Annotated in this window: 16 protein-coding genes and 3 tRNA genes; 8 read left to right on the top strand and 11 right to left on the bottom strand. The window is 67.1% G+C overall.

Features of this window, described 5'->3' with window-relative positions; translation table 11 throughout:
• Both ON04_RS16605 and ON04_RS02225 read left to right on the top strand, forming a co-directional pair.
• A partial coding sequence (locus tag ON04_RS16605) for a hypothetical protein (protein ID WP_010539945.1) occupies positions 1-290 on the top strand: 290 nt, incomplete at its 5' end.
• Complete coding sequence (locus ON04_RS02225) at positions 287-937, top strand: NAD(P)-dependent oxidoreductase (RefSeq protein WP_010539944.1); 651 nt, start codon at positions 287-289, stop codon at positions 935-937. The genes ON04_RS16605 and ON04_RS02225, both read left to right, overlap by 4 nt.
• 79 nt (positions 938-1016) lie before the next feature.
• Here the strand turns inward: ON04_RS02225 and ON04_RS02220 are convergent, their stop codons facing one another.
• From ON04_RS02220 to ON04_RS02205, 4 genes are all read right to left on the bottom strand, one after another.
• Positions 1017-1769 (bottom strand): DsbA family protein, encoded by a 753-nt coding sequence (locus ON04_RS02220; RefSeq protein WP_010539943.1) that lies wholly within the window; start codon positions 1767-1769, stop codon positions 1017-1019.
• Positions 1770-1940: 171 nt separating this feature from the next.
• Positions 1941-3278, bottom strand: a complete 1338-nt coding sequence (locus ON04_RS02215) for a hypothetical protein (RefSeq protein WP_010539942.1) — start codon at positions 3276-3278, stop codon at positions 1941-1943.
• 50 nt (positions 3279-3328) lie between these two features.
• Complete coding sequence (locus ON04_RS02210) at positions 3329-4237, bottom strand: esterase/lipase family protein (protein WP_238529208.1); 909 nt, start codon at positions 4235-4237, stop codon at positions 3329-3331.
• A gap of 265 nt (positions 4238-4502) precedes the next feature.
• Positions 4503-5429: a DMT family transporter gene (locus tag ON04_RS02205; protein WP_010539940.1), complete on the bottom strand. Its 927-nt coding sequence runs from the start codon at positions 5427-5429 to the stop codon at positions 4503-4505.
• 226 nt (positions 5430-5655) lie between these two features.
• Between ON04_RS02205 and ON04_RS02200 the strand changes: the two genes are divergently transcribed.
• Complete coding sequence (locus tag ON04_RS02200) at positions 5656-6918, top strand: hypothetical protein (protein ID WP_010539939.1); 1263 nt, start codon at positions 5656-5658, stop codon at positions 6916-6918.
• Between the two features lie 14 nt (positions 6919-6932).
• On the opposite strand, the gene ON04_RS16600 is transcribed toward ON04_RS02200, so the two are convergent.
• Entirely contained in the window at positions 6933-7085 is a 153-nt protein-coding gene (locus tag ON04_RS16600) for a hypothetical protein (RefSeq protein WP_158217808.1), read from the bottom strand.
• A gap of 208 nt (positions 7086-7293) precedes the next feature.
• Here ON04_RS16600 and ON04_RS02195 point away from each other — a divergent pair, with 208 nt between their 5' ends.
• Positions 7294-7752 carry a nitroreductase/quinone reductase family protein gene (locus tag ON04_RS02195; protein ID WP_010539938.1) on the top strand — a complete coding sequence of 153 codons (459 nt, stop codon included), beginning with the start codon at positions 7294-7296 and terminating at the stop codon, positions 7750-7752.
• Between the two features lie 96 nt (positions 7753-7848).
• Here ON04_RS02195 and ON04_RS02190 read toward each other — a convergent pair.
• Positions 7849-7921 (bottom strand) — tRNA-Arg (locus tag ON04_RS02190).
• Between the two features lie 46 nt (positions 7922-7967).
• Positions 7968-8059: transfer RNA gene (locus ON04_RS02185), tRNA-Ser, on the bottom strand.
• A 105-nt stretch (positions 8060-8164) separates the two neighbouring features.
• Here ON04_RS02185 and ON04_RS02180 point away from each other — a divergent pair.
• The 3 genes from ON04_RS02180 to ON04_RS02170 all read left to right on the top strand — a co-directional run bounded on the left by ON04_RS02180 (position 8165) and on the right by ON04_RS02170 (position 12326).
• Positions 8165-9223, top strand: coding sequence for a pyridoxal phosphate-dependent aminotransferase (locus ON04_RS02180; RefSeq protein ID WP_010539937.1), 1059 nt, complete (start codon positions 8165-8167; stop codon positions 9221-9223).
• 279 nt (positions 9224-9502) lie between these two features.
• Entirely contained in the window at positions 9503-11173 is a 1671-nt protein-coding gene (locus tag ON04_RS02175; protein WP_238529207.1) for a bifunctional metallophosphatase/5'-nucleotidase, read from the top strand.
• Between the two features lie 187 nt (positions 11174-11360).
• A complete protein-coding gene (locus ON04_RS02170) occupies positions 11361-12326 on the top strand; it encodes an alpha/beta hydrolase family protein (protein ID WP_010539935.1) in 966 nt (321 codons plus the stop codon).
• Positions 12327-12532: 206 nt separating this feature from the next.
• On the opposite strand, the gene ON04_RS02165 is transcribed toward ON04_RS02170, so the two are convergent.
• A tRNA-Ser gene (locus ON04_RS02165) sits at positions 12533-12621 on the bottom strand.
• 172 nt (positions 12622-12793) lie between these two features.
• On the opposite strand from ON04_RS02165, the gene ON04_RS02160 reads away from it, so the two are divergent.
• Entirely contained in the window at positions 12794-13834 is a 1041-nt protein-coding gene (locus ON04_RS02160; RefSeq protein ID WP_010539934.1) for an NAD(P)H-quinone oxidoreductase, read from the top strand.
• 33 nt (positions 13835-13867) lie between these two features.
• On the opposite strand, the gene ON04_RS02155 is transcribed toward ON04_RS02160, so the two are convergent.
• The 3 genes from ON04_RS02155 to ON04_RS02145 all read right to left on the bottom strand — a co-directional run bounded on the left by ON04_RS02155 (position 13868) and on the right by ON04_RS02145 (position 17039).
• Complete coding sequence (locus ON04_RS02155) at positions 13868-14410, bottom strand: PadR family transcriptional regulator (protein ID WP_010539933.1); 543 nt, start codon at positions 14408-14410, stop codon at positions 13868-13870.
• 10 nt (positions 14411-14420) lie between these two features.
• On the bottom strand, positions 14421-15401 hold the full coding sequence (locus ON04_RS02150) for an NAD(P)H-dependent flavin oxidoreductase (protein WP_010539932.1): 981 nt from the start codon (positions 15399-15401) through the stop codon (positions 14421-14423).
• Positions 15402-15662: 261 nt separating this feature from the next.
• On the bottom strand, positions 15663-17039 hold the full coding sequence (locus tag ON04_RS02145) for a polysaccharide pyruvyl transferase family protein (protein ID WP_238529206.1): 1377 nt from the start codon (positions 17037-17039) through the stop codon (positions 15663-15665).
• Positions 17040-17183 lie beyond the last annotated feature (144 nt).

The following is a 17183-nucleotide window of genomic DNA, read 5'->3' as shown; positions in this document are numbered from 1 at the left end:
GGCCCTGGCGCCGGCGGTGGCCCGACCTGCTGACCGATCGCCGAGAGACCGGCGCGGACCTGCGCGACTTCCGCGGTGACGTGTGCGAGACGCGCATCGAGGTCGGAGAGAATTCGGTGCAGGTCGGGTTGCTGGGGATTCATCTCCGGATCATCTCTCACACGGGCCTCGACGTCCATGGACTCATCGCCGCGCGGGATCCGCGGGCAGGGGTGGCGACCAGACCCCAGGCTGGCGAGAATGGCATCAGCGCATTCAAATGTTCTTCGATCGAAGGAGTAGTGCGATGACCAGACTTGTCGTCTTTGGAGGAACCGGCTTCACCGGAAGTCACGTGATCACTGAAGCCGTGCGGCGCGGGATCGACGTCGTCGCGGTCGCCCGTCACGAACCGAAAACGCAGACAGAGGGCGTCACGGTAATCACCGGTGACGCCGGCGATCCGGAGGTGCGCGCCCAGGCCCTCGAGGGTGCTGACGCCGTTCTTCTGGCTATGTCCCCGGCCGGGGCCATGCTCGAGCAGCTGCGCGGACTCTACGCGGACATCGCAGATCAGGTGCCCCGCGAGGCCCGGGTCGTGGTCATGGGCGGCTGGAGCTCGCTGCACGGATCCGATGGGAAGCGACAGATTGAGAACTGGCCGGACGACGGCAGCACCGATCACCGCTCGTACGAGGTCCTGGGTGCGATCGCCGACGATCTCCAGGCCCGCGATGACGAGCTCGCGTGGACTTATCTCACGCCGCCGAACTGGTACGGCGCGAAGGTGCCTGATCAGCGGGTTGTCGGTTCGTACCGGCTCGGCGGTGAGACACCCCTGGCACCCCGAGATGGTGAGGACCACACCTGGATTTCCGGCGAGGACATGGCCCGGGCGATCCTCGACCAGTTCGACACCCGGGACACGGTCCGGTCAATGGTGAACGTCGCCGCCTGACCCGCCTGCTCACCCCCCGGCTCCCGCCGCGACTACTCAAGCGGCGGGAGCCGTGGACCCGGACGATGCGCCCGCGGGACTACCGGGCGTCGGCGAGAATGTCCTGGAGCCAGCTCGCATTGCCGATCTCCACGACCTCGCCGTTGTAGGCGACGGTCGGGGTGGACACATTGCTGGTGATCTCGCGGATGGAGTCCTGGGCATTATCAGCGGTGTCGGAGGCCTTATCCATACCCCCGTTGGTCTGAACGTTGCCGATGCACTCGACCGCGTCGCCGTCAGCACCGGCGGTGGCGGCGATGTCGGCAAGTTCCTTGGCGCTGAGGTCCCCCCCGCCCTCAGCGGGCTGCTGGGCGAAGAAGGCGTTCTTGACGTCCAGCAGCGTTGAGACCGACTCGTTGGCCGCCACGCACTGGATGGCGGCCAGTGCGCGCGTCGAGTACTCGCCCGAACCGGAGGACCGGTCGAGGAAGTTCAGAGTGTGGAATTCCGCCCTCAGCTGCCCGTCCTCGACAGCGGACGCGATCTCTTCGCCGTACTGAGCTTCAAAATTGCCACAGGCCGGGCACATGTAGTCCTCCCATACCTGAATCGTCGGGGCGGCCTGTTCACCCACGGCGATCACGCCGGTGCTCGTGATCTCGACCTGGGGGTCGGCTGTCTGCCCGAACGTGATCGGGTTCGATTCTCCACTGCTTTTGGCGTAGAAGATCACGCCGCCGAGGACCAGTACGGCTATCGCGACCAACGCGAGGATCGTGATGAGCATGCCCCGGTTGGACGAGGTCTGCAGGACCTTGGTGCTCTTGTGACCGGTGGATCGGTTACTCATGGGCGGAAAGGTCTCCTTTGGCGGCGATACGGTCGAGCGTCGGCCTCGAGCGGCCGCGGACGGAACTCACTTTACGGGTTCGGCGACAACAGGCAACGGGCCCCGAACCCGACAAGGTGCGGCAACCAGCCTGAAGGGGTCGAACCGCCCCCGGCAGACCGACGTCCGGGTCTAGGGCTGTGCCGGCCCCGCCACTATTTCCTCCCCCTGTTCGGCGGAGATCGCGACCCCGGTCGGCGCAGAGCCCTCGCCGGTGTAGTGCACCCCGTCGGACCCGCGGCCCAGGGCCTTGATCCCCTGGCGGACATCCCAGCGGCCCACCGCATCCGCGAGCTCGACAGACACCACCTCGTCACCGGAGGTGGTGATCGCACCGCCAACGGTCAACTCGCCCACCGAGCCACCGGGTTGGACGCTGAGAGCTATCGCTTTCAGGGTGGTCTGCACACCCTTGACCAGGCTCAGTCCCTCTCCGCCCCGCGTCGACAGGTCGCGCGAAATGGTGAGCTTGGGCAACGGGCGGGAGAGCTGCACCCCGATAGATCCGTCACCGTGGGTTTCGATCGACTCAAAGGTTGCCTCGCCGAGGGAGCCGTCGTAGAGGTTGAAACCGCGTGCGCCCTTCCCGTAGGTCTGAATCGATGCGCGGACCTCCAACGTGACGATATCGCTGAAGTTGACGAATCCGATACCACTGGGGCCGTGAGAGACGACCGGTTGGTGCGCGGTCCACGTGGTCACATCACCCCAGTTGTCGAGCACCATGTCGTTCTGCCCGAGCGTGGTGACAGGCCCGTAGTTATCAACGGTGTCCACGATCGCTCCGCTGATGACAAAGACACCGCCGCTGATGAGATCCGGGGTGCCTTCGGCGATGCCGCCGTCGGTGTAGATCTCACCTGTGGTCAGCGAAGTCAGCTTCAGGGTTCCACCGGAGGCCTTCCCGTCATCCGTCCCGTGGCCGCCGACAAAGACACCACTTCCCTGTATCGGAGTCCGCTCTGACCCCGCGGACACGTTCGAGATCTCCGCGGTGATCTCCACTGCCGGGTCTGATTGGCGAGTCCATACCGTCAACCCGCCCTGCATCGCCTCGACGCCGAACCCTCGCGGCCGGTCGACACGACCCCGCAGGTCAGCGGCCCGCACCGTGAGTCCGTCAATCTCGACATGTCCGGAACGGACCGCGTCCGTAGCGATGATCGCCACCTGCCCGACGGTGGTCACCCCACGCAGTGTCACGGTGCCCCAGTCCTGCTGGGTGGTGTCGGCGTAAATCGCCACCTCGTGCTCGGGAACCACCACCTGGACGTCCTCCAGAGTGTTGTCCCTGGTCAGCATCACCCCCTTTGACCCGAATTCGAGCCGCCCTCCTCTGAGGGTCACGCCGGGTGCGAGAACGATCCGTGGACTACCGGAGATGGCGCCTGAGATCTCGATGACGCGGGCGCCGTCGTCGATAGCGGCCTGAAGCTCCTGAGCGTCCTTGACGATTCGCGAGTCAGTCACTCCAACACCCTTTACTCGAGCAGATCGATAATTCGAACGCGACCGCGGCTCTACTCGACCCATGGGGCGAAGGGCGCGACCGGGAAGCAGGCCACCGGGGCGGGATCGCCGGGCTCGAGGGCGTTCAGCGCGAACCGCAAGGCGCGCTCGCTGTACAGGGTCGCCACATGCTCGGACATGTCTTCGGCGCAACCATCCTGCAGGTGGATGTTTGTCACATTGGGCCCTGCGTAGTACTGGCGGACGAAGGGGGTGACAACCTGGTCGTACTCGCTGACGATGCTGACCATCTCCACGCCCGGTATCCCCACCGCGCCGTCCGGGTACACCTGGCGCGCGACATCGGAGTCGAAAACCTGCTGGATCAGAGCCGGGGTGGTGCCTTCGATGCTCCCGTACACAGCTGGGCCGATGATCGGAATCAGCGACCGCAGGAACGCGATCGTGCTCAGAGTGGTGCCCGTCGATGGCGAGATACCGACTTTGGTGTGAACCTTCTCGGCTCCACCGAGGAATTTCAGATAGTAGTCAGGAGTGATTCCGCCGCCCTGGGAGTGCCCGACGAGATCCACTTCGGCTGCCCCGGTGGCCGCCAGAACCCGATCGACGGTGTCCGCCAGGGTCTGGGCACCGGCGGGGATGTCACCGAGAGCCTGCGCCGGGAAGTTCGGGTCGGGAGTGATGTTGCCGTAGTTGAAAGTGAACACGCAGTAGCCGGCGTTGCTCAGCAGTGGGGCGCCAGCCTGCCAGGCCAGAGCCTGTGTGGTGACAGTCGGATTAACCAACACAACCGGGCGAGGCCGCTCCGGGCTGGGCTTGCAGTCCCAGTCGTTCGCTCCCGGCGGCGGCTTCATGGGATCGAGGCTCGCAAGTACGCCCGCCTGGATGGAGAACGGGACGGGCAGGGGCCCCTGGGCGGGATCGGCTGCCGCGGGCGCGGCCGCGCCGAGTCCCAACATGACTGCCGAGGCTGTGGCCACCGCTGCTCGGATCGCACCGAGTCGTGAGCGACGCCGCGTCGAAGCACTACCGTCTCGCGAGTCTTCGTCCGAGCCTGGGTGATTGTCCTGAATCCTCGCGATAGCCATCGTGATCTCTTCTCGTAGTGAGTCCGGCGCGGCGGGCCGTTACTGCTAGGTGACGTGGCTACAGATGCTAATCGCCACCTCAGTTCGCGATGCTAAAACGCCCATATTTTTCTGCGTTTCCGCAACCTGGTCCGGGTCAGCGCCCTAGCCGGGCCTGCCCACTTGGCCCGATCGGACGGAATCGCAGCACCAGGACCACCCCGACCGCGCTGATGGCCATTCCTGCCACCGCCGGGACGGTGATCGGGACACCGAACATGAGCCACACCCAGACCATGGTCGTGGGCGGGGTGAGGTAGAGCAGCACGCTGGCGACGGTGGCGCCGCGCGTGCGGGTCACATAGACGAACAGGGCGTAGCCGCCAAGCGTAGAAAGGAATACCAGCCACAGCACCGCTACCCAGAAGTCGATCTCAACTGGGACCGCCGCCTGCCCGGCCACCACCGAGATCATGACCAAGGCGATAGCCGTGACCACCATCTGCATGGTGATGGATTGCAGCAGCGTCTCTGTGGGCCTGAGCCTCTGGGTGAGAACGGTGCCGGTGGTCAAACTGAGCATCCCGGCCGCCGGGAACAGATAGGCCCACCACTGCGCCGAGCCGTTGCCCAGGTCTCCCGAGACCACCACCGCCACGCCCGCGACACCGAGCACCATGCCGACCCACATGACCGGCGTGATCCGTTCACCCAAGATCTTCCCTGCCACCGTGGCCACCAGCAGGGGCTGAAGAGATGCGATGAGGGCCGCGGTCCCGCCATTGACGCCGCGGTTGACACCCTCGAAGATCAGGAACAGGAAGCTGGCTTGGCTGAGCAGCCCCAGTATCGCCTGCCGACCCCATGCCCGGCGATCCGTCAGATTTACTCTGAACACCATGCAGCCGGTCAGCAGCAGCACAGCCAGAACCGAGAAGCGCCAACTCAACAATTGTAGTGGAGTGCCTCCGGACCGGATTCCAAGCTCGGCCCCCACGAAGCCCGAACTCCACATGATGACCAGAGCCACCGACGCCAGATGGCTGCCGTTGCGGCGAAAGGCGTCTCGGGCCGGAGCGGGCATGTGCTGAGGCTACGAAGCGACCGACCTTGTCGTCGTCGTACCGGTCACCCCACCCCCGCACGGACCTCCGCACCCCGGAGGGCCTGGCCCTAGAGGACGTAACCGTACGAGTACCGGTCACTTTCGAGGTGGTTCCCTCAAGTGCTCGCACGCCCGGGTCGGCTGTGGTGAAGACTGACTCCGCCGCCTGCGCCAAGTGTCCTGCTTCGCCGCTACCGTGAGCCATATGCCGTTGCACCACGTCACCGTGGATCTGGATCCCGCGACCGTTGACGCGTTGATCGGCTCCCCCTACTTTCACGCCGGCTTTCGTGCCTTCGCCGATCCCGGGATCGCTGCCCGCTACCGACTGGCGCCGACACCGCCGCTACGCGCGGGAGACACCGTCCAGTGGCCGATCCGTTCCGCCCGGGTTCGTCGCTCCCGCAGCGAACCGTCGCCGAGCAACTTCAGTTCGTGGGCACGGTCCGAGATGCGGCGGCAGCGTCGTCACACCCGGCCAGCCCGCACCTACTCCGTTGTCGCCCGTCAGCCCCTGCGTCTTGAACTCCGCGACTCCCGTGGGGCCGAGGTGGCGATAGCAATTGAGCCCTACGGTTCCGACGAGGGTTCAGAGATCAGGATCGAATCCGATCTGCCGACCCGTACGACCGATCTCCTACTCGCCTACCTCGACGCTGAAGGCCGGGACTGGGCACACTTCCTACGCTGCGGTATCCACCCCCTCTCCAGTGACCCGCACAGCGATTGGGTCCGGGAGCACCGAGAGTTCGTCAACATGCCCACTGGCCCCGTCGCCAATACCGCCGGCCCAAAATCGGGAGGTTTTGAGGCATCGCTTCTGATTCGCCACCCAGGTCACACCGATACGCGAGCGGTTTCCTGGGACGAGGTCGCCAGAGCGAACGGCGTGGCGATATCGCCGTCGTCGATGTGGTGGGAAATCGCGGTCACAGACGCCAAAGCTCCACCCCAGGACCCGTTTGACGCCAGCGATGACCGCTTCGGGTGGCCCCGCGACGGCGCGGAAGGACTTGGAGAGCTCGGCCCTCTCTTCGAGGTTCTCGCCCGCAACACCTCGACACCGAATGTGGCGTTCGGAGCAATCTTCGATACCGGAAGCCTGGCCTGGGACTCATACGGGCCGGGCCCCGACCACTCCGTGACCTCTTACTCCACGGACCCGAGCGCGAGCTTCAATCCCGAACTCACCGTGGTCCCGGCTTCGCAGATCTGCTCGCCCGAGGTGACGGTCCTGCGCACCATGCCCGTGGTCCAGACGACGGTGGCAGGCGTTCCCGCCATGGCGGACCTCGCCTACGGGCGGGCGCACGGCGTCGACGCCCTCTGGCCGGACGGGCGGGAATGGCTCCTGACGACAGACATCGACTGGGGATTCTCGATGCTCGGCTGCAACCGGAGTACCGCCGAAGCGATCCTCGGCACCGGCGGGATCGAGGCCGTCGAATTGGGCTCGACGGTCGAGTAGGGCCGCCGAGTCGTTCAACTGGTTCCGAAACAGCGTGGACAATCCGCCGCCGACGGGCTCAGTTCCGGGCTAGCGGCGCGGTCGTCGTTGTCGTCGTCGTTGTCGTCGTCGTTGTCGTCGTCGTCGTACCGGTCACCCCCGCGATCAACGGGTTTTGTCGTCGCCACTGCGCAAAATTGATTGGAATTTCACGCTGGCAACGTCAAAACTCTCCGGCCCATAGGAACACGGTTCGAGAGCGCACTGAGGCCGGTGATCACGTTCCTGCGCGCGCAACCCGGATGCGCGAATGCGATTGATGATTCGCGACCGCGTGTCTCGATGCGGTGGTCGGGTCGATCGGCGCAGACGGCGCAGTCGGAGGACACTGGAACCATGAGCACACACGACCAGACCGACGCGCCGCCACTTCCCAAGTGGATCAGGAACCATCTCGACCAATACGCGGCCGACCCGGAGAAAGCGCGACTGTTCGACGCCAGCGCGGTCGGAGGGTACGAGAACACGCCCACCCTTCTGCTGACCACCCGCGGTCGCCGCACCGGCCGGACCCTCACCATGCCGCTGATCTACGGCGAGTTCGACGGCTCCTACGTGGTGATCGCCTCCAAGGGCGGAGCACCGACCCACCCAGGCTGGTTTCACAACCTCACGGCCGAGCCGAGCGTCGCGATCCAGGTGGGCTCCGAGCACATCGAGGTGACCGCGCGCGTGGCCGACGGCGATGAACGAGCGCGACTGTGGGCGGCGATGGCGGAGCTCTACCCTCCGTACCTCGAATACGAGAAGAGGACAGATCGGGTGATCCCGGTGGTGGTGCTGGAACGGCGCTGACGGACGCGGGCCGCGCCGCCCACTTCGACGCCGACGACGACCCCCGCCGCCGAGAAGACGAACGCCCCCACCGGACCCGGCGGGGGCATTCTACTGTGCGCCCGAAGGGATTCGAACCCCTAACCTCTTGATCCGTAGTCAAGTGCTCTATCCGTTGAGCTACGGGCGCATATTCATCTGTCGTGCCAGATCACCGGTCACCCGGATCTCCGACATGGCGGAGGCGAGAGGATTTGAACCTCCGGTCCCCTTTTAGGAGGACAACTCATTAGCAGTGAGTCCCATTCGGCCGCTCTGGCACGCCTCCTGGAGGCTCTGCTGAGCCAACGAGGGATAACAGTACACACTGCCCGAGCCAGTGCGCAAAACGGCCCGACACCCTTCGGTAATCCGCTGGTCCTAGTCTGTACTCATGTCCCCCGACGTGCGTACCGACCTCGACGACATCCCCGCCTACGTCCCCGGCGCGACCGTGCCCGGAGCGGTGAAGCTGGCGTCCAACGAGACCACCGCCGGACCACTGCCGAGCGTGGCGACCGCGATCGCCGAGGCCGCCGCCGGAGCCAACCGGTACCCGGACATCACGGCACGGGCGCTCGCGGAGAAGCTCGGTGAGTTCCTGGGCGTCGCCCCAGAGAACGTCACCTCCGGCTGCGGCTCCGTGGCCCTGTGCCAACAACTGGTGCAGGCGGTGTGCGCGCCCGGCGACGAGGTGATCTTTGGCTGGCGGTCGTTCGAGGCGTACCCGATCATCTCCCGCATCGCCCACGCCGTCCCCGTGCAGGTGCCCAACCGGACGGACGGGTCCCTGGACCTGGATGCGATCGCGGATTCCGTCACCGACCGGACACGTCTGATCTTTGTGTGCACGCCTAACAACCCGACGGGGCCGGCAATCAGTCGCACCGATCTGACTGCTTTCCTCGACCGCGTCCCCGAGCGGGTCACCGTGGCGCTGGACGAGGCGTACTTCGAGTACATGCGCTCGGAGGATCCCGTGGACGGGGTCGCCGAGGCGAGGGCTCGGCCCAACGTGGTCTCGCTGCGCACGTTCTCCAAGGCGTACGGCCTGGCCGGTCTGCGGGTGGGCTATCTGGTTGGCCCCAGCGAACTGGTTGTTCCGGTGGCCAAGATGACCGTCCCGTTCTCGGTGAGCTCCCTGGCCCAGTCCGCGGCCATCGCCTGCCTCGAGGCCGGCGACGAGCTGCGCACCCGGACCGACGCCGTGGTGGCCGAACGCCTCCGGGTACGCGACGCGCTGCTCGACCTCGGGCACACCGTTCCCGACACGCAGGCCAACTTCGTGTGGCTGCCGCTCGGCCAGGATTCCGATAGATTCGACGCGCACTGCCGCGAGCGATTGGTGATCATCCGTCGCTTCAGCGGCCAGGGGGTACGGGTATCCATAGGCAGTCCTGGCGAAAACGACCGCTTTTTAGCCGCGGCCAGGGAATTCGTGACCGTAATGTGACCCTCCCGGCGGGGTCCCGTGACCTCCCGAGGGCACCATGGGCGAGGTTCCGGGGAGCGCGCGTCGTCACGCCCCTCACCTAGTCGAGCCCGCCACCGGGCCGGCACATGAGGAGTCAGATTGCTTCAGCTGGGTTCAGCGCGTGAGGTGAACTCTGCGGCGGCCCACCCCCCGGGCCGCGATTCCCGCAGCGGGACATCTCGCCGAAACACCTGGACAGCCAGCCGCAACTCGCAGACCCGCACCTTTCCGAACCAGCTGTTCCGCCACGCCTCGCTTGTGACGTTTGTGCTGATAGCTGTGGGTGTCCTGATCCTCACTCTCGTCACCGCTCCCAGAGGTGCTGCCCAGACCGGCGAAACCGGCCGCCCATGGAGCCCCCCGGCAGAGACCAAGACTGTACGGATACTGGGCATCGGCGAATTCTCCGGTGCACTCGCCCGACCCGTGGGTTTCCAGGGCGAACTCCGCGACGGGTCAGGCAACGTGCGCCCGGCCGGTGGCGGACCGCACCTCGCCGCGACGATCGAGAAGCTCCGCGCGCAATCCAACGATTCCCTCCTCTTGGCCACCGGCGATTCGATCGGCGGGACCGCGCCCGAAACCGCCCTCCTGGGCGATCGTCCGACCATCGAGTTCTTCAACCGCCTGGGCGTGAGCGGCGCCGGCATCGGACGGCGCGAGCTCGAGAAAGGCGCGGACCACGTCCGCTCACTCGTGAGGCCCTCATGCCGGACCGAGCAGGAGTGTCGCGTCGACCCACCGCTCCCACCGTTCCGGGGCGCGGCCTTCCCGTTCCTGGCCTCCAACGTCATCCCGTCTCCCGACGCGACAGCCACGTTCCCGTTCGCCATTCACCGGGTCGATGACATCCGTGTGGGGGTGGTAGCGGTGACGCTGCCGTCAGATTCTTCCGCGGCGACCACCACCAGGCTGTCCGACCCGGCCCGCGCGATCGACGAGGCCGTCGACGCGCTGCAGTTCCTCGGCGTGGAGACGATCGTCGCGATGGTGCAGACCGAAGCCGTTCACGGCAACCTCGACCCCGGCGCCTGCCCCGAAGAGCTCACCGAGCTCGACCTGGTCAAGCGCATCAACCCGGAAGTGGACGCACTCATCGTGGGCGCATCCGGCGGACCCGCCACCTGCCGGGTCTTCGACTCCAACAGCGACGAACGGGTGGTGGTGGCTCCCGCCTCCCACGGCCGCTCGGTCACCGTGGTCGATCTCGCCGTGGACTCCTCCACCGGTGAGGTGATCCGCCCCCAGACCTCCGTGTTCAACCAGACCGTCAACCTCGATATCGAACCTGACCACGGCACTGAGGAGCTCCTTCGCCAGGCCCGGGCCGCCGCCGCTCCAAAGGCCCGCGAGACGGTCGGCTCCGCGGTTGAGCCTGTCCCGCTCACGATGGACGCCAACGGAGAATCGCCGCTGGCCAACCTTATCGCCGACGGCCAGCTCGCAACTGCCCGTGGCCGGGGCGCGCAGCTCGCATTATCCAATCCTGATTCGCTTCTCGTGGACCTGCCGCAAGGGCCGTTGGACTACGCGACCCTCCACAATGTCCAACCGTACGGGGACCGCCTCTACCTGGTCACGCTCACCGGCGAGCAGCTCTACGCTGCGTTCAACCACTTCGCTGACGACGTCGGCCGGAACGGTCCGGCCGTGTCCTCAAACGTGCTCTACACAGTGGACACCCGCCTCCCTGAGGGACGGCGGGTCACTGAGGTTCTGCTCGACGGCGCCCCCCTCGACCCGCAGCAGCAGTACACCGTTCTGGTCAACGAGTTCCTGTCCTCCCCCGAGTGGAACGGCTCCCCGTTCGCCGAGAACGGCGAACGCCGGGAGTCCGGAATGACCGATATCGACGCCCTGCTCCAATACGTCGCCGACGATGGTCCGCTGAGTTCTCCGGGCACCGGGCGTATCCGGGTGATCCGCTGACCACGCACACCGCTGGCACTGGCCGATGATCACTGTGGTGCTCACCCCCGCCCCAGCAGGCGGATTCCATTTTTTCCGTCGGCAAATTTAAGATCGACGTTGCATCATGCCGAGCGAGCATGATCAGCTTGGCTCCGGATCTCGTACGCAAACAGCTGTAGTTGACGGTCAAGTTGCCGAGGAGGTCATGCGCGTGGCGCAGCGGAGACCACTTTCACGCTCCGCCTCTGCCGGTCTCTCGCTGGCGATGGTCGCGGTAGTCACCTCGGGCTGCATCACCGGTGGCGCGGCGCCGGTCCGCATCACTGAGCCGGATAGGCCTGCCCGACTTGACGAAGTCACCGTTCAGCGGTTTGAGTACCCCACCCATGACGACGGCGACCCCGAGCACAACTGGGCCGACCTGTACCTGCCGGCAGGTGACCAGGACGTCGACTCCATCCCTCTGACAGTGCTCCTCCACGGAGGCGCGTGGGCGAGCAATGTGGACGCGGACACGTTCGCTCCGCTCGCCCGCGAGCTGGCTCATCGCGGGGTGGCGGTCTACAACATCGAATACCGCGGGATCGGCTCCGGTGCCGCCTGGCCCACCATGTACCTCGATGTCGCATCCGCCCTGGACCACGTGGTGGAAGTGGACAAGAAGTTTCCGCAGATCACCACCGAGGACGAGGTGGTGGTGGGCCACGGTGTCGGCGCGCAACTCGCCGTGTGGAGTGGCACCCGGCACCAGTTGGACGACGACGAGGTGGGCGCGAACCCCGAGTTCCGCCCGACCCGTGTCGTCAGTATTGCCGGACCCCTGGACCTGACATACGCGGCGACGCACGGCGACGGGCGCATAGCGACCGCCCTCGGCGGGACCCCGGAGGAGAAGTCGGATCGCTACACGATGGTCGATCCCATTCAGAACATCGATCCGAGTACTCCGGTGGTCGCGATTCACGGCACCAACGACACCACTGTCGCGCCAGAGAACTCCCGCCGCTACGTGGAAGCCGTGAACAGAGCCGGCGGCAAAGCGAAGTTGGTCGAGCTCGATGAGCAGGACCACGCGTCGATCGTCTCCAGCGACTCCCGCGCCTACCCACGTGTGCTCGAGATCATCCGCCACGTCGCCGCCGCCGCACTCAACGAGACCACCGCCGGCTGACCTCCCGGCGACACCCGGCCGCGCCCCGGCCCGCCCACCCACAGCCGCGCCCCAGGCCCGCCCACCCACAGCCGCGCCCTCCAGAATCATCTGGACGCGATATATCGGGGCCCGATGACTCTGAGCGGCGCGGCTGCGCAAGGGGACGCCACTGCAAACGAGTGATGTCCCGGACCGTCTGCAACCGACGATCCAGGACATCACATTGGCGGAAGTGGAGGGATTTGAACCCCCGGTGCTGTTTAGGCACGCTCGCTTTCAAGGCGAGTGCATTCGGCCGCTCTGCCACACTTCCCCACCGTCGACCGCGACACACGCGGCCGCGTGGTTCCACGTGGAACCACCCTGCACGGCGCAGCCCATGCTAGTTGACCCGCCGCTCGCACAACCAGTCCGGGCCGGGTCAGCCGAACCGGGACATCGTTCGCGGACACGCTCCTCCGTCGACGCGGCTACCGTCAGAAGGCATGAAGGCCATCGAGTACACCAACGGTCCCGACTCCCTCACCCTCACCGAGGTCGAGGATCCCATCCCCGGACACGGCGAGGTGGTGATCGACATCGCCGCGACCGCTGTCAACCGCGCAGACCTGCTGCAGACGAAGGGCCACTACCCACCGCCACCCGGCGCGTCGGAGGTCCTGGGCCTGGAGTGCTCGGGCCGCATCTCCGCTGTCGGCGAGGGCGTCGAGGGCCTGGCGATCGGTGACGAGGTGTGCGCCCTCCTCGCCGGCGGCGGGTACGCCGAGAAGGTCGCCGTGCCGACCGGACAGGTGATGCCGGTGCCCGTCGGGGTGTCGTTGCACGAGGCTGCGACGCTGCCTGAGGTGGCGTGCACCGTGTGGTCCAACCTCGTCATGACGGGCGGACTGGGACGCGGACCCCTCACCTCTGATGCCCACTGGGGCGACCTCGCTCTGGGCCCGCCGCGTGTCCTGATCCACGGCGGCGCGGGCGGGATCGGATCGCACGCGATCCAGGTGTGCCGCGCTCTCGGCGCCCGGGTCGCCACCACGTGCGGCGGTCCTGAGAAGGCGCAGAAGTGCCGGGACCTGGGCGCGGAACTGGTGATCGACTACCGGGAGGAGGACTTTGTCGAGCGTGTAGGAGAATGGACCGACGACGACGAGAGGGGCCGTGGCGTCGACCTGATCCTGGATGTGATTGGCGCGAAGTACCTCGAGCGGAATGTCGCGTCGCTGGCGGCGGACGGTCGCCTCATCGTGATCGGGCTCCAGGGCGGAGTGAAGGCCGAGCTCAACCTGGGCAGGCTTCTCCCCAAGAGGGCGGGCATCCTGGCCACGAACCTCCGGGCTCGACCCGAAGACGGTCCAGGCGGAAAGGCCGGCATCTGCAGGGAGGTCGTGGATAACGTCTGGCCGATGATCGCGGCCGGCGATGTGACCACGAGCGTTTCCCGCGAGATCCCGTTGGCCCGGGCTGCGCAGGCTCTGGCACACCTCGAGTCCGGGGATTCACACGGCAAGCTCCTGCTCACCGTCAGCTGAGCGGAGAGTTCCTTGCGGACGTCACCCGTCGGTTCAGAGCTCGTCGAGCGCCTCGAGGGTCGTGTCGCACCAGTCCAACCAGAGTCGCTCCCCTTCGATCCCGAGCGTGAGAACCCGGTGCTGGAGGATTGCGCGCGGGTCGGCGGGGTCGACGGCGTCGAAGTCCCGTCGCTCGATATCCAGGTACCTCTGGAGGATCTCCCGTCGACGCCGGCGATGGTGGTCGAGCGCCCGGCGAAGCTCGTTGGTCCTGCCCGTCACGGCCGCGGCTCGCACCCGGACGGCGAGGGTCGATCGCGTCGGCTCTGGCTCGTCGTCCTCGCCGATCCAGTTTTCGAGGAGTTCGCGGCCGCTCGCCGTCACCGCGAACCGCTTGGGTTGCCCTCGCTTCGGCGGACCCTCCTGTGGTAGCTCGCGGATCAGTTCCGCCGACGCCAGCCGGTCGAGCTCGCGGTAGATCTGCTGATGCGTGGCTGGCCAGAAGTACCCGATGGATTTGTCGAACCGCCGGGCAAGTTCGATGCCGGTCCCCGCACGCTCGCTGAGGGAGGTGAGGATCGCAAATTTCAGTGACACTGGAGACGCCTCAGCGCACGCCGACGGTGGCGGTCGACAGCGCCTCGGCCGCCTCACGGTACTCATCACGCAGGCGGTCGACCAACTCACGGACGGTGCACGTCGAGGTGACGGCGCCGACGCCCTGACCGGCGCCCCAGATGTCGCGCCAGGCCTTGGAGCTGGTCACGTCGCCGGAGCCGAAGTCCATCGCGGTGGGATCCGATTCGGGCAGCGCATCCGGGTTCAGGCCCGCGGCCTCGATGCTGCCTCGCAGGTAATTGCCGTGGATGCCGGTGAAGAGGTTGCTGTAGACGATGTCGGACGCGGAGCTGTCCACGATCATCTGCTTGTAGTCCTGCGGCGCACGCGACTCCTCGGTCGCGAGGAACGCCGAGCCCACGTAGGCCATGTCCGCGCCGGCCGCGCGCGCGGCGAGAACCGAGCGACCATGGGCGATCGCGCCCGAGAGCAGCAGAGGCCCGTCGAACCACTCGCGAATTTCCTGGGTCAGCGCGAACGGTGACTGGGTGCCCGCATGCCCACCGGCGCCGGCGGCAACGGCGACCAGCCCGTCGGCGCCCTTCTCGATGGCCTTGCGGGCAAATTTGTTGTTGATCACGTCGTGCAGCACGATCCCCCCGTACGAGTGGACGGCCTCGTTGACCTCTTCGCGGGCGCCGAGAGAGGTGATGACGATCGGCACCTCGTATTCGACGACCGTGGCCAGATCCTCGGCGAGCCGGTCGTTGGACCTGTGGACGATCAGATTCACGGCGAACGGCGCCACGAACCCGTCCGGGTTCGCCTCTGCGTAAGCCGCGTTGCTCCGGATGATCTGGTCGAGCCACTCCGCGAGCGCCGACTGCGGGCGGGCGTTGAGCGAGGGGAACGCGCCGATCACGCCAGCCTGACACTGCGCGGCCACGAGCTCGGGGCCGGAGTAGATGAACATGGGCGAGCCGAGCACCGGGACGGAGAACGGACCGGAGAGGGCGGAGGGGAGAGCCACGGCATTTCCTTTCGCAGGGATACCCCGACGGTACGTTCGCCGGACCGTTCATGCAACTAGTTGCACAGACGCCGCTTCGCCACGAAGAGGATTTCTCGCGCATCGGTCAAGTAGATCTGCGCGAAATCCTCTTGCCGGCAACGCGCGCGGGGTCGGCGCGAGCGGGAGGGCGGCGCGAGTCGGGGTCGGCGCGAGCGGGAGGGCGGCGCGAGTCGGGGTCGGCGCGAGCGGGAGGGCGGCAATCGTGCGCCCTCAGCGGGATCAGGCCGGGTAGAGCTCGTCCGCCATAACCTCGGCCGCGACGACCATCGAGGCCACGACCGCGGGAGGGAATCCGCCCGAAGTCGGCATCTCCGGGACGCCAGCGGCCCCGGAGAGGTCAGCCGCCGCGACGAGCGCCCACGGGGAGCCGGCGGCGGCCAGCGAGCCGTGCTTGACATCGTAGTAGTCGGAGCCCGTGCGGATCGCCACCCCGGAAGCGCCACGGGCAGCGGCGAACAGATGCGGGTGAAAGCGAGTGCTCAGCCAGACCTGGCCCGCCCGGGCTGGCAATCCGGTAGCCCACAATTCTTGAAACGGCACGAAGCGAGCGGCGGGCAAGTCGAGTTCTGCCAGTGCGCGGCCGAGGTCGTCGTCGTGGTTCCCAGAACCCCCATCGCCAGCGGCGTCACCTCCGGTTGCGGCGCGAGCCCGCGCACACAGCAGGTCCCAGACCACCCGATCGCCGCCCGGGATGGACTCCACCACGGTCATCCGCTCCCCCGGCACCGCCCACGCAACGACGACCCGCGCCATCGCCTCGGCCAGTGTCACCGGGTCCACGAGGTCCGACTGCGCGCACAACACCAGGTCGCGGCAGGTGTCAGGGTCGAGCGAATAGACGGGATGGTCGGCAGGAACTGCCAGGTCGGCCCCGGCGAGGGCGAGCCAGCCATCGTCGCCGGCCAGGCTCACGGGAACGCCGGTCTCGGCCAGGAGGTCGCGGGACTCTGCGTCGCGGACGATTACCCGATCGAAGTCACGTAAGGCGTCGGCGAGCAGGTCGACCCGGCCCGAGGGCATCAGCCCCTGGCCCGTCGCCACCACGCGCGCACCGGACAGCCGCCCGGCCTCGCCCGCTCCGGCGGCCACGCCCAGATGATGCGGCCACTGTTCATTGACGTAACCTCCGCCAATCAGATGCACCACCGCTGCACCCCGCAGCAGGTCCACACCCGAGGCCAGCGCGGGCCGCACCCCGAGGTCAGACACCCCTCGGCGGCAGAAATCGATAGCCTCGGCGGCAGCGAAGTGCTCACCGGCCAGCCGCCACAGCGTGTCCGTGAAGACGACATCAGGGTGCTCGGCATCGTGCAGGACCGCTGCCTGTCCCGGAGTGTGACAGTCCACCACCACCGGCGTGCCCGGCAATCGATGCCGCAGGTAGCGCAGCCATCCGGCCAGCAATTGCTCGTCGCCGTGATTCGGATGCCCGGCCGGCGCCACCAGGTACACCGGCCGCTGCTCCGCACCGGGGCGACCCCAACGGGCATCCGCGGCCGCGCGGGTCCCATCCACACGCTGCCGTGCCCGGCGCCGCATCCCCGCTACCAGTCGGCCCGGCAACGACCCGGCGGACGCCCCGACGGTCGTGGTCACAGCCGGAGGTGCGCTGGGATGGGCGGCGACCGGATCCGTTGGCGCGTCTTGATGCGGCGGCGTCATGCATCCAGAGTGCCCCACCCCACCCTGCCTCGGCGCGCCCGGGTGCGGGGCCGGTGCGCGGCGGCCCGTCCGGGCATA

Source organism: Dietzia alimentaria 72 (assembly GCF_000226215.1).
GTDB classification, from domain to species: Bacteria; Actinomycetota; Actinomycetes; order Mycobacteriales; family Mycobacteriaceae; genus Dietzia; species Dietzia alimentaria.
This window is presented reverse-complemented; position numbering and strand designations above follow the sequence as displayed.

Excerpts from the sequence above, each read along its gene's own strand:
- ON04_RS02205 (WP_010539940.1), bottom strand. The coding sequence starts at position 5,429 with ATGCCCGCTCCGGCCCGAGACGCCTTTCGCCGCAACGGCAGCCATCTG.
- ON04_RS02195 (WP_010539938.1), top strand. The coding sequence starts at position 7,294 with ATGAGCACACACGACCAGACCGACGCGCCGCCACTTCCCAAGTGGATC.
- ON04_RS02220 (WP_010539943.1), bottom strand. The coding sequence starts at position 1,769 with ATGAGTAACCGATCCACCGGTCACAAGAGCACCAAGGTCCTGCAGACC.
- ON04_RS02225 (WP_010539944.1), top strand. The coding sequence starts at position 287 with ATGACCAGACTTGTCGTCTTTGGAGGAACCGGCTTCACCGGAAGTCAC.
- ON04_RS02210 (WP_238529208.1), bottom strand. The coding sequence starts at position 4,237 with ATGTTGGGACTCGGCGCGGCCGCGCCCGCGGCAGCCGATCCCGCCCAG.
- ON04_RS02180 (WP_010539937.1), top strand. The coding sequence starts at position 8,165 with ATGTCCCCCGACGTGCGTACCGACCTCGACGACATCCCCGCCTACGTC.
- ON04_RS02200 (WP_010539939.1), top strand. The coding sequence starts at position 5,656 with ATGCCGTTGCACCACGTCACCGTGGATCTGGATCCCGCGACCGTTGAC.
- ON04_RS02170 (WP_010539935.1), top strand. The coding sequence starts at position 11,361 with ATGCGCGTGGCGCAGCGGAGACCACTTTCACGCTCCGCCTCTGCCGGT.
- ON04_RS02160 (WP_010539934.1), top strand. The coding sequence starts at position 12,794 with ATGAAGGCCATCGAGTACACCAACGGTCCCGACTCCCTCACCCTCACC.